Origin of the sequence: Corynebacterium nasorum (genome assembly GCF_030229765.1) — a bacterium.
Lineage (GTDB): Bacteria > Actinomycetota > Actinomycetes > Mycobacteriales > Mycobacteriaceae > Corynebacterium > Corynebacterium kefirresidentii.
In genome coordinates this window covers 1-12,256 of the sequence record NZ_JASPGY010000008.1, presented here as the reverse complement: position 1 = coordinate 12,256, position 12,256 = coordinate 1, and the positions used below count along the sequence as shown (strand labels likewise).

Here is a 12,256-nt window from a genome sequence, read left to right as displayed (position 1 = left end):
CACACTTATAATGGCCGCCACAACCCTCGTTATCACCTGGATTATGGCCGCCTCCCCCTCCCTAGCCTCACCTGGCACCCCGCTCGGCGTCCGCGTACCAAAGGCCCACCTTTCCGATCCTGCAGTTACCTCTGCCCTCGCCGGATTCAAGGTACGCACGTGGACCTGCGGCATCGCGGCAACGGTCCTGTCCCTCTTTGTCTGGAAACTGCCACTATTAGCCGCCGTACCTTCACTCGTGGTGACACTCGGTGGCATGTGGGCCTACATCTCCCAACGTCGCCGCATCATCGCCGCTAAAAAGGCTGGCGGCTGGTTCGATGAGGTGGAAACCAGCATCGCTGTCCGTGTCTCCCGCAAATCCATAGGCACGCCCAACTTCGACGGCTTCCCTACGCCGACTTTTCCGTGGGTAACCATGCTCGCTTCCCTTTTGTGCATCGCGGCCGGTGCAATCATCGTCGCTTCCCACTGGTCCGCCATTCCTGACCCCGTTCCCGTGCACTGGAATGAATCCATGGAGGCAGACAATTGGAGCGACAAATCAATTGGGAGCGTGTTTTTCTCCTCTTTCGCCGCTCTAGGCATGCTCTGCCTATTCACCATCATCTGCTCTTTTATCGCGCATAGTGAGGTATCCCCACGCTCTGAGCGCAGCGTTAAAGCGCGGCTGCGTAACGAAGCAAACCTCGCCGTGACGAACACCGGAATGGGAGTCCTCACTCTGCTCATCAGCGCCGGGACGGCCTTCATGCAGGTAACCGGCCCTATCCCGCACTATCAACGCTTCAACAGCGCCGCGATCATCACAATGTTGATTCTCACCATCGGTGGCAGCATCGGCCTAGTTGTATTTATTTTCTACAAGCAATCCCGGTTATCCGAGCAATTGCGCGGCATTCACTTTTCCGATGAAGACAAAGAATCACCGGACAATGACCACCTCTATAAATGGGGCGTCATGTACTACAACCCTGATGATCCGGCGGTACTAGTGGATAAACGCTTCGGTACGGGAATGTCGTTCAACTACGCTCGATGGCAGGCTAAAGCTTTCCTCGTCATTACGTTTGTCATTCTGGTCGGCTCAATAGCGCTGCCTTTTATACTCAGCTGAAAGGTCTAGTTCTCCCCGGCTCACGATTTTTGTCCATCTAAATCACCGATTTCGTCGACGGTTGTGGTCATTTGGATGGGCGAAATCGTTGATTTTCACCACAGCTAGACACCACAACGCCCCGCTCCCTGGAGATTACTCGAGGGAAGCGGGGCGTTTGAGTGTGCTGATTAGTTGATTACGGCAATGAGGTCGCCGCCTTCAACCTTGGTGGCCTGGCCAATGGCCACGCGTTCGACCACGCCATCCTTAGTGGCGGAGATGGAAGCTTCCATCTTCATTGCCTCAATGACGGCAATTTGGTCGCCGGACTTCACCTCGTCGCCAGGCTTGGCGGTGGGATTGACCACGCCCGCGAATGGTGCGGCGACATGTCCCTCGTTGGAGGGGTCGGCCTTTTCTACGGTGGCGACGGTGGACTCGGCGTTCTCATCGCGAACCTTCATCGGGCGAATCTGGCCATTGACATTGAGCACGACGTTACGCATGCCCTTTTCGTCCGGCTCACCCACGGCGTCGAGACGCACCACGACCTGCTTGAGATCGGCGCGATCGGTGGAGCCTTCTGGGAAGTAGTGGACTACCTTTTCTTCGCCTTCAGTCAGACCGTAGAAGAAGGTGGTATCCGTCAGCGCCTCGGTATTGCCGTACTTACGGCGGAACTCGTTGAACTCCTCGAACTGCTTGGGAAAGAGCAGGCGGTTCAAGCTGGCACGGCGTTCATCCGAATTATCGGACTCGAGGTGCGGCTGCTCCTCAGCAGGAACTTCGCTGATTTGGGCGCCGGTCGCCTCGCGACCGTCGAGCACCTTATCGCGCAGTTCCGGCCAACCACCAGGAGGGGTACCGAGCTGTCCGCGGAGGAACTGGTTAACCGAGTCCGGAATATCAAACTTCGTCGGGTTAGCGGCGAAGTCTGCAGGATCTACGCCCGCGCCAACAAGGTGCAGGGCAAGGTCACCTACAACCTTGGAAGACGGGGTGACCTTGGTCGGACGGCCCAGCATCTCGTTAACTGCTGCATAGGTGTCCTCGATGATCTCGAAGCGATCCGCCAGTCCAAGGGCAACGGCTTGGGCACGCAGGTTGGAGAGCTGACCGCCTGGAATCTCGTGTTTGTACACGCGACCGGTCGGGCCAGGGATGCCGTTCTCAAACGGAGCGTAGAGCTGGCGCACGGCCTCCCAGTACGGTTCGAGATCGGAAACCGCCTGCAGGTCGATGCCGGTATCGCGGTTGGATTGGGAGAAGGCGGCAATAAGCGCGGACAGCGATGGCTGCGAGGTGGTTCCTGCCAGCGGCGCAGAGGCGCCATCGACGATGTCGGCACCAGAGAGCGCAGCCGCATAGTAAGTGGCCATCTGTCCACCGGCGGTATCGTGCGTGTGCACGTGCACTGGCAGATCGAATTCCTTGCGCAACGCCATGACTAGCTTGGAAGCCGCCTCAGGGCGAAGCAGACCCGCCATATCCTTGATGGCGAGGATATGGGCGCCGGACTCCACAATCTGCTCGGCCAGCTTGAGGTAGTAATCCAGCGTGTACAGGTTCTCCTTCGGCGAGGAAAGGTCGCCGGAGTACGCCATGGCCACCTCAGCAACGGTGGTATTGGTCTCGAGGACGGCATCAATGGCGGGGCGCATCTGGGAGACGTCGTTAAGTGCATCGAAAATGCGGAAGACATCGACGCCCGACTTGGCTGCTTCTTGGACGAAGCCGCGGCAGACCGAATCCGGGTATGGGGTATAGCCCACGGTATTGCGGCCGCGCAGGAGCATCTGGATATTTTGGTTCGGCATAGCCTCGCGCAGCATGTCTAGGCGTACCCAGGGGTCCTCGTGGAGGAAGCGCATGGCGACGTCATAAGTCGCACCACCCCAAGCCTCCACGGAGAAGAGATTCGGGGTCATGCGAGCGACAGCCTCGGCGGCGGAAACCAGCGCAGTACTACGCACGCGGGTGGCCAGCAGGGACTGGTGGGCATCGCGGAAGGTGGTATCCGTAACCATGAGTGCGTGCTGCTTACGGATCTTTTCTGCCCACTTCTGTGGCCCAAACTCGAGCAGATCGTCGCGGGAACCGCGCGGTAGCGGCTCAGAAGAGTCCAGCTCGGGGAGCTTGTCAAAGGGACGAAGTGCCGTCGGGCGCTCGCCGTTGGGTTTATTAACGGTGGTCTCCGCAATGTACTCGAGGATTCGACCAGACTCATCGACGGCGGGCGGTGCCTTGAGGAGGTGCGGGTGTGCGTTGATGAAGCCGGTGTCCACACGGGTCTGAGTGAAGTCCGGCTCGCGCAGCAGGGCGCGCAAAAAGCCGATATTGGTGGCCACACCGGAGACGTGGAATTCGTTGAGCGCGCGCTGGGCGCGCTGCACGGCCTGCTCGAAAGTGACGCCGCGACAGGTCATCTTTACCAGCAAGGAATCGAAGTTCGGCGATACCTCTGCACCCACAGAGGTTGCACCGTCCAAACGCACGCCAGCGCCGCCCGGCGAACGATACGCGGTCAGCGTACCGGTATCCGGGCGGAAACCATTATTCGGATCTTCAGTGGTAATGCGGCACTGCAGGGCAGACCCGGTGATGGAAATCTTGTCTTGGGCGAGGTGAATATCCTCCAGCGAGGCACCGGCCGCGATATTCATCTGGGCCTTCACGATGTCGACGCCGGTGATTTCCTCGGTCACGGTGTGCTCCACCTGCACACGCGGGTTCATCTCGATAAAGACGTGGTTGCCGCGCTCATCCACGAGGAATTCCACGGTACCTGCACCCTCATAGTTGATGTGTTCGCAGAACTTTACCGCATCTTGGCAGATGCGGTCACGCAGCTCTGGGTCTAACGTCGGCGCTGGGGCGATTTCCACTACCTTCTGGTGGCGGCGCTGGACGGAGCAGTCACGCTCAAAGAGGTGAATAACGTTGCCTTGGCTATCAGCCAGAATCTGCACCTCGATGTGCTGTGGCTTGATTACCGCGGTCTCGAGGTAGACGCTGCCATCGCCGAACGCGGCCTCCGCCTCACGGGAGGCCTCGGCTGCCTTCTCGCGCAGTTGGTCTTCAGTTTCAACGAAGCGCATGCCGCGCCCGCCGCCACCGGCGACGGCCTTAACGAATACGGGGAAATTGAAATCCTTGGAGTATTCCACCAGCTTATCGACGTCCGTCGATGGTTCCGAATCCTGCAACGTCGGCAGTCCAGCTTCCTTCGCCGCGCTTACCGCTGCAGCCTTATCACCAGTCAAATCCAGCGTGGATGGGGTCGGGCCAATGAACTTAATTCCATTGTCCTCACAGGCACGAGCGAGATCCGCACGCTCCGAAAGAAAACCGTAGCCGGGGTAAATAGCATCCGCTTCCGCCTTCTTCGCGGCGCGAATAACTTCATCGATATCGAGATAAGCCTTTACCGGTTGCCCCTCGGTACCAATACGGACGGCTTCATCTGCAAAGGCACGATGGAAGGAGTTACGGTCTTCACGAGGGTAGACCGCGACGGTCTTTGCCCCAGTTTCAAAGGCAGCGCGGAATGCACGCACGGCGATTTCGCCGCGGTTGGCTACCAGAATCTTTTTGAACGATGGAAGCGCGGGATTAGCCACTTCTGTGTTCCTTTCAGCTCGGAAGACGCCGCGATGCAACGCCTCCTGTTGGGTGATCCGCATCTCAGTTTAGAGGGCTAACCCTCAAATGTCTGCCCTTTTTAACGCCGAATTCGCCACACTTACCAGCCACGGAGCCGCCTTGCGGATATTTCTACAGGTCGACCAGTAATAACAAGGTTAGCGATTCTGTAAATGTTGCAAATTTTTGTTTCAACAACTTACACAACGGGGACACCCACAATTACACCGCAGCTCCGCCTCACACCACGCTGACCGTTGACCGCGGGCACCTTTCGTTATATGGTTACCCACATAGGTGGTTAACCCATACACCGGAAAGGGAATCATATGCCACGAATCAGAGGGGCCGCAGCATGAGTGACACCCGGCCTATTTACCAGCAACTGGCAGGAGGGATTAGGGACATGATCATCAGTGGCGAACTGCCAGAGGGCGAACGCGCCCCCAGCACCAACGAGCTTTCCGCGTTCCATTCCGTCAACCCAACCACCTCTGCCAAGGCTCTCACCGTCCTCTTCGAGGAAGGGCTGCTGGAAAAACGCCGCGGCTTGGGCATGTTTGTACGCGAAGGCGCGCGCGAGAAGGTTCGCCGTCAACGCCAAGAATCACTCAGGGAAGACTTCATCGTTCCCCTTCTGAAAGAAGGGGCCGCATTGGGATTAAGCGCCAGCGACATCGCTGACCTCATCGAAGCCGAAGGAGACCATCATGACGCACCTTAAGTTGCAGAACGTCACCTGCAAACACCGCCTGCACGTACCGCACCTCGATCTCAACTCCGGTATGTACGGATTGATCGGCCCCAATGGCGCAGGCAAGACCACTCTCTTGCGTGCGGTAGCGGGGTTCCTGCCCGTCAAAGGCAACATCGACGCCTCGTCGGTGGCGATCGCGCGCACCGGCGCCGATATCTTGCTTTCCGGTTCTACTGTGGTCCAGCACCTGCGGGCCGCAGCGCACGTACGAGAGGGATTCGACGTGGGGTATGCGGAGGAGCTTTTGGATAGTCTGGGCGTCGATAAGCGCTACAAGAACCGTTCTTTAAGCACCGGTCAGCGCCAGCTAGTTGCCTGTGCCACTGCCCTGGCAGCGCGCACTCCGGTTGCCCTCCTCGATGAGCCTTTCAATGGCCTAGACGCACCGACGCGGACGCGCCTGCGAGAGCTCATCATCGCCCATGCCGCGGCCACCCCGGATTGGCTGCTCGTACTTTCTTCCCACCGAGCGGAAGACCTCGTAGGTTTGGTTGACCAGGTCATTACCGTGCAGGAAGGCACAGTCAATAAGCCCACAGATCTTGAATCTCAGCGGCCGCATTACCCCGTGCTCACCGGCAGCGCAAAGAACGTTGAGCAAGCCCTCGCACTTGCCGACGCCCTCCCCCTCCACCAATCCTCCCTAGGGTCGACCACCAAGGTTCATGCCTGGTCCCCAGTACCATTTCCAGTGGATACCGCAGCTGCCGCCCACGTCACCGTTTCCTACCTCGACGACGGCCAGCTCATTGATTCCCTTGTTTCCCACGCCCTTGAATCCGCCCGCCCCCAACAAGAGGAGTCCTAGTCATGAAGCTACTTAAGACCTTCAACCTCAGCGCCACCAAAGCGCTCATCGTTATTAGCATCATCGTCATTTTGCTGTGGGTCCTCCCGTATGCCGTCCCCAGCGATCCCACTGCCATCGGCGCCAATCCAACCGGCTGGGGAATCTTCGCAGTCTTTATGTGGGGACTCTACTGTGCCTTCGCCGCAACCGAATACCGTTCCTTGCGCAGCCTAGGGATGCGACCCCGGCAATGGCTTAGCAGCATGCACGCGACACTGTGGCTAGCCGCGCTCATTTTTGGAGCCGTCGCCTGGACCGCTTACTACATCGCGCTGCAATCGGGTGCGTACGCGAATTCTTCGTGGGCAATCACCCCCGGCGCAGTAGAAGCCAGCCTTCCGTTTTGCTACGTGGCAACCTTCGGTAGCTTCGCCTGTGGTCACCTCATAACCGGATACATTGGCGCACTCATCGGTGTGGTAGTAAGTAGCGCAAACCAAAGCTCCCTATTCGTTCGGCTCCTGCTAATCGCCGGCATCATCATCGGCTTATTCCTAGCGGATGGCATCGTGATTACTCTCGCTGAATCATTTGGAGCTGTAGAAATCGGCGCCCCATGGCCCGGCATGTTTTTCTTCGCTGGTTTAGCTGTCCTTATCTGCACCGCAGCAATTCACCTCCTGGCGCGGCGTATCCAGCCATAGCCCGACTGCAGAAAAACCACGACAGAAATGTCGGCTCCCCCGCTCCGGCCAACTTGACGGTGCCGGAATCTGGGGGAGCTGACACGTTTTAGAAGGACTTCGGTGGAACTGAACGCTGCTCCTCGCCGTTATAAGCGGAAAGCGGACGGATAAGCGAGTTATTCTCGTTCTGCTCTACGATGTGCGCGGTCCAACCGGTAATGCGGGCCATGACAAAGATTGGTGTGAAGAATTCAATGTCAAAGCCCAGGATGTGATAGGCAGGTCCAGCCGGGAAGTCGAGGTTGGGCTTGATCTTGATGGAGGTATTTTCCTCCATCGTCTTGGCCATGACGTCATACATCTCAACCCACTGAGTTTGGTCGTGTTGTTCGGCCAGCTCCTTAAACGCTGCCTCCATTGTTGGCACGCGGGAGTCGCCGTTTTTGTAGACGCGGTGACCAAATCCCATGACCAATTCCTTGTTAGCCAGCTTGTTTTTGGTCCACTCTTCTGCCTTGGCAGGATCGGCAACCTCCAGGAAGTTTTTCATCACGGCCTCGTTGGCACCGCCATGTAGGGGTCCCTTGAGCGCGCCGATAGCCGCAACGATGGCGGAATAAGTATCGGACATCGTCGAGGTCACCACGCGGGCTGCGAAGGTAGAAGCGTTAAAAGAGTGCTCGGCGTAGAGGATGAGGGACTTATCAAAGGCCTCGATATCGGCACGGTTGGTAGCTGGGGAGCCTTCCTCATCACCGAAGACCATCCAGAGGAAGTTCTCCGCAAAGCCCTTCTTGCGGGAGGGTTGGATGTAGCCTTCGCCGCGGCGGCGCCGGATATCAAGCGCGATGATGGTGGGAATCTTGGCCATAAGCTCCAGCGCGGTGCGGCGGATATGTTCGGAATCCTTGGTGTATTCCTCTGGGTCCTGGGAACCGATATAGGAAATGGCGGTACGCAGTACATCCATCGGGTGACACGAGAGCGGCATGGACATGATGAGGTCGATGACGTGGCGTTCTAGGTGGCGCAGGGCCTTCTCGCGGGCGGAGAATCGGATAAGCGATTCTTGGCCTGGTAGTTTGCCGTTCCACAGCAGGTAGGCCACTTCCTCAAAGGAGCAGTAGCGAGCCAGCTCTTGGACGGGATAGCCGCGATAGGTCAACGAGTTGGTTTCGGGAACGACCTTAGAAACGGCAGTCTCATCGACGACGACGCCGTATAGGCCCTTGCGGATTTCGGGGGTGTGGTTCTTATCAGACATGGTGGGAAATCTCCTTAGCTTTCGAAAGTGGGCTGGTAGGTGTCTTTGGAGTAGGTGAATACGGATTGATCGAAGTCGTTGTATTCCTCGTAGCGCACCAGTTCATACAGGCGGGAGCGGTGTTGCATGCGCTCGAGCCAATCGGTTTGAATCCCGGTTTCTTGCATATCGCGCAGGAAGTCTTCGGTCGCCCCCATAGCCACGCGGAAGGAGGAGACGGGCCAAATAACCGCGTTGTAGCCGAGGTCTTCTAGCTGTTGCGCCGAGAGCAGCTCGGTTTTGCCGAACTCGGTCATATTTGCCAGCAGTGGGGTATCCACCGCGGCGCGGAATTTCTCAAAGTCTTCCGGACGGTACAAAGCCTCGGTGAAAATGAGGTCTGCTCCGGCATCGGCGTAAGCCTTGGCACGGTCGATGGCATCATCGATGCCGTTTACTCCTGCGGCGTCGGTGCGGGCGCAGATAATGAAATTCGGGTCGCGCCGCTCGTTGACCGCGGCGCTAATGCGGCGGACCATGATGTCTTTGTCCACCACTTCTTTGCCGTCGAGATGCCCGCAGCGCTTCGGGTTAACTTGGTCCTCAAGGTGGCAGCCGGCAAGGCCAGCGTCCTCGAGTGCGGCGATGGTGCGGGCGGCCGACATGGGTTCGCCGAAGCCAGTGTCGGCGTCGACAAGCACGGGCAAATCCGTCGCACGAGAAATCTGCCCGGAGCGCTGCGCTACCTCGGTCAAGGTGGTCAGGCCAATATCGGGAAGACCCAAATCATTAGCCAGCACCGCACCGGAGACATAAACGCCGCCGAAACCACCGATATCTTGGATTAGGCGCGCGGTCAGCGGATTGAACGCGCCCGGCAAGCGGGTGATGGTGCTGGATTCAAGGTGAGCGCGGAAATCCTGGCGTTTTTCCGCGGCAGTTTTTAAAGAGCCAAATAGTCCTGCCATTAGAAGATTCCTTCCGGTTTCTTAGGCGCGCTGGCCACATGAGCATCAGTCACCCGAACGTTGAGTTCGGTCAGGTCAGTGAGGTTTTCCAAGTTCTGTACGGCATTCAGGAAACGTTCTTGTTCGGCCTCCTCCACGATGCCGGCCGCCAGCTTGGTGAATTTCTCTATGTACTGCTCGCGGGCAAAAGGACGCGCGCCCAGCGGGTGGGCATCAGCAACTGCGCGCTCATCTTCTACCACGGTGCCATCTTTGAAGGTGATCACCGCCTTGCCGCCAAAGGCCTTTTCAGACAGGTCGTTGGAGTGATAGCGGCGGGTCCACTCGGGGTCTTCGACAGTGGAAATCTTGTGCCACAGCTCGATGGTCTCTGGGCGGTTGGCGCGCTCGGGCGCATAGGAAGCCTCGTGGTCCCACTCGCCATCCTCGAGGGCTACGGCAAAGATGTACATGATGGAGTGATCCAGCGTCTCGCGAGAAGCAGAGGGATCCATCTTTTGTGGATCGTTGGCACCGGTACCGATGACATAGTGCGTATGGTGCGAGGTGTGCAGAACAATGGACTCGATGTCCGCAGTCTGCAGGCCCTTTTCTGCCAAGGTTTTCTTTAGCGCAAAGGCCATATCGATGGGCGCTTGGGCCTGGTATTCAGCCGAGTGTTCCTTGGTATAGGTATCCAAGATGGCGCGCTTTTCCTCGCCAGGTTCTGGCAAGGGGACCGTGTAGGTGCGCTCCGGCGAATGCAGCATCCACGCGATGAATCCATCCTCGCCTTCCCAGATGGGCGCCGGCGCACCTTCTCCGCGCATCGCCCGGTCAACGGCTTCAATAGCCATCTTTCCCGCGAAGGCTGGGGCGTAGGCTTTCCAAGAGGAAATCAAGCCCTTACGGGATTGCCGGGTGGCGGTAGTGGTGTGCAGTGCCTGGCCCACCGCCTGGTAGATGGTGTCCTTATCTAGTCCAAGCATGGTGCCGATACCGGCGGCTACAGAAGGGCCAAGATGTGCCACGTGGTCAATCTTGTGCTCGTGCAGGCACATGCCTTTCACGAGGTTGACCTGGATTTCATAGCCGGTAGCGATGCCCCGGATAAGGTCTCGGCCGCTCAGCCCCTTATGCTGGGCGGTAGCAAGCAGCGGTGGGATATTATCCCCGGGGTGCGAGTATTCAGCAGCCAGGAAAGTGTCGTGGTAATCCAGCTCGCGGACTGCAGTGCCATTGGCAAGCGCGGCCCATTCGGCCGAGTAAGTACCATCCACACCAAATACCGTGGAGCCTCCCTTAGTTACTGGGTGTGCCTGAGCCATGACGCGGGCAGAGGTTACCGGGCCACGCGCTACGGACGCCATGCCCACGGCCGCATTATCAATAATGCGGTTGATGATCATATCGGTGGTCTCGGCGGGAACCTCTACCGGATCCGCGGCTACTTCTGCCACCTTGTACGCCAGGTGCTCCTCATAGGGGAAATCCTCAGCGGATTTATGGGTTCTTACCTCGTGGTTCTTCACTAGATGGATCCTCCTCCACTCTGTAAATGCGTTGTAGATCACACTAAATGCTTGAATGTGGTACGCACTATAAGTATGGTGTGTGTAATCTAGCGGAATGAGTCAGTGAAATCTGCAAAGTTTGTGGTTTCAACTGCTCATGGCGGTGAAAGGCGGCATAGCAACCGATGACCAAGCATTATGCGGGGGCACGAATCCATGCACTGCGCAAGCAACGGGGACTCACACAGGTAGCGATGGCCAAACAATTGGGGCTGTCCACCAGCTACCTCAACCAGCTCGAAAACGACCAGCGCCCGCTTACCGTCACCGTGCTTATGCAATTAGCCCAGCGTTTTAACCTGGACCCCGGCTATTTTGCGAACGACCGCGATGCACGCACCATTACCGACCTGCGCCGGATCTTCCCCGAGGCCACCGAAGACTCCTTGGCCGACCTCGCCTCGCGCTTTCCGGAGCTCATGCCACGCTTCGTCGATGTCGCCACCCGCGCTCCGGCGCGCGAGCGCTCCCCCTTTGAGCTCGTTCGAGATTTTTTCTACGACGCCCATAACTACATTCACGAGCTCGATGTGCTGGCAGAAGAGCTCGCCGGCCAGCTCGGTGACCGGGTGCTACGCCGTGGCCGCCTAGCTTCCCGCATGCACGAGGACCTTGGCGTTACCGTCCGCTTTTCCCGGCCGGGCCCACGCCGCAGCTTCAACCCTGACACCCGAGAGCTTGCGCTTCGCGACGGCCTCTCCGAAGCCCAGCTAGTCTTTGAAATGGCGCTCCAATATTGCCTGCTTGCCTACCGCGATGTCTGCGATAACCTCGTCTCCGAACTTCCGGCAGGCGAAGCCCAAGAATTAGCTACTTTAGGTCTCGCGCAATACTTCGCTGCTGCGGTCACCATGCCCTATCAACCGTTCCTCTCGATGGCTGAGGAAACCCGCTACGATATCGACCTTTTGTGCAACTACTTTGGCACCGGTTTCGAAACCACCGCGCAACGCTTGGCTACTCTCCAGCGCCCAGGCCTTAACGGCGTTCCCTTTTCCTTCATCCGCACTGACCGCGCTGGGAATATCTCCAAGCGCCAATCCTCCACCGCCTTCCACTTCGCCCGCTCAGGAGGCTCTTGCCCGCTGTGGGTAGTCCACCGCGCCTTTGAAACGCCCAACCGCATCACTCGCCAGGTAGCCGCCATGCCAGATGGCCATGCCTACCTGTGGATAGGCCGCTTTGTGCAAGGAACCGCAAAATCCTGGGGCACCCCACGCAAGGAATTCGCCGTGGGCTTAGGCTGCGATATCTCTGAGGCCGACCGCATCGTCTACGCCGATGCTCTTAATCTAGATGTATCCGCCGCCACCCCTATCGGCCCTGGTTGCACCGCGTGCCCGCGTGAACATTGTCCCCAGCGTGCCCTTCCACAAGCAGATCGCCCCATCCAGGTTTCGCTCAATCGCACCGCCGAGCATTCCTACTCCACCTTCTAGCAAGGGTTAAGGGTCAAAAAGTGTGTCCGGAATCGCGGATTTTCACGGATTGACCTGTAGGTTTCCGGAAAGTATATGC

Annotated in this window: 9 protein-coding genes; 5 read left to right on the top strand and 4 right to left on the bottom strand. The window is 58.1% G+C overall.

Annotation, left to right across the window (positions count from 1 at the left end; all coding sequences use genetic code 11):
- The first annotated feature begins 10 nt into the window (after window positions 1-10).
- Window positions 11-1,117 (top strand): DUF1648 domain-containing protein, encoded by a 1,107-nt coding sequence (locus QP904_RS09005; protein ID WP_284835934.1) that lies wholly within the window; start codon window positions 11-13, stop codon window positions 1,115-1,117.
- A 170-nt stretch (window positions 1,118-1,287) separates the two neighbouring features.
- Here the strand turns inward: QP904_RS09005 and QP904_RS09000 are convergent, their stop codons facing one another.
- Window positions 1,288-4,719, bottom strand: a complete 3,432-nt coding sequence (locus QP904_RS09000) for a pyruvate carboxylase (protein WP_284835933.1) — start codon at window positions 4,717-4,719, stop codon at window positions 1,288-1,290.
- 377 nt (window positions 4,720-5,096) lie between these two features.
- Between QP904_RS09000 and QP904_RS08995 the strand changes: the two genes are divergently transcribed.
- From QP904_RS08995 to QP904_RS08985, 3 genes are read left to right on the top strand one after another with little or no spacing between them, the layout of a single operon-like run.
- Window positions 5,097-5,465 (top strand): GntR family transcriptional regulator, encoded by a 369-nt coding sequence (locus QP904_RS08995; RefSeq protein ID WP_200288180.1) that lies wholly within the window; start codon window positions 5,097-5,099, stop codon window positions 5,463-5,465.
- The gene (locus QP904_RS08990; RefSeq protein ID WP_284835932.1) at window positions 5,452-6,306 is read left to right on the top strand and encodes an ATP-binding cassette domain-containing protein; all 855 of its coding nucleotides are present in this window, start codon (window positions 5,452-5,454) and stop codon (window positions 6,304-6,306) included. Before QP904_RS08995 ends, QP904_RS08990 begins: the two co-directional genes overlap by 14 nt.
- A 2-nt stretch (window positions 6,307-6,308) precedes the next feature.
- Window positions 6,309-6,992: a transglycosylase gene (locus QP904_RS08985; protein WP_284835931.1), complete on the top strand. Its 684-nt coding sequence runs from the start codon at window positions 6,309-6,311 to the stop codon at window positions 6,990-6,992.
- Window positions 6,993-7,080: 88 nt separating this feature from the next.
- Here the strand turns inward: QP904_RS08985 and QP904_RS08980 are convergent, their stop codons facing one another.
- The 3 genes from QP904_RS08980 to prpD are packed head-to-tail and all read right to left on the bottom strand — an operon-like array spanning window position 7,081 to window position 10,696.
- The gene (locus QP904_RS08980) at window positions 7,081-8,238 is read right to left on the bottom strand and encodes a bifunctional 2-methylcitrate synthase/citrate synthase (RefSeq protein ID WP_284835930.1); all 1,158 of its coding nucleotides are present in this window, start codon (window positions 8,236-8,238) and stop codon (window positions 7,081-7,083) included.
- Window positions 8,239-8,252: 14 nt separating this feature from the next.
- Window positions 8,253-9,185, bottom strand: coding sequence for a methylisocitrate lyase (gene prpB, locus QP904_RS08975; protein ID WP_284835929.1), 933 nt, complete (start codon window positions 9,183-9,185; stop codon window positions 8,253-8,255).
- Window positions 9,185-10,696 carry a 2-methylcitrate dehydratase PrpD gene (gene prpD / locus QP904_RS08970; RefSeq protein ID WP_284835928.1) on the bottom strand — a complete coding sequence of 504 codons (1,512 nt, stop codon included), beginning with the start codon at window positions 10,694-10,696 and terminating at the stop codon, window positions 9,185-9,187. Before prpD ends, prpB begins: the two co-directional genes overlap by 1 nt.
- Window positions 10,697-10,863: 167 nt before the next feature.
- Between prpD and QP904_RS08965 the strand changes: the two genes are divergently transcribed.
- Window positions 10,864-12,177 (top strand): short-chain fatty acyl-CoA regulator family protein, encoded by a 1,314-nt coding sequence (locus tag QP904_RS08965; RefSeq protein ID WP_284835927.1) that lies wholly within the window; start codon window positions 10,864-10,866, stop codon window positions 12,175-12,177.
- Window positions 12,178-12,256: the final 79 nt, after the last annotated feature.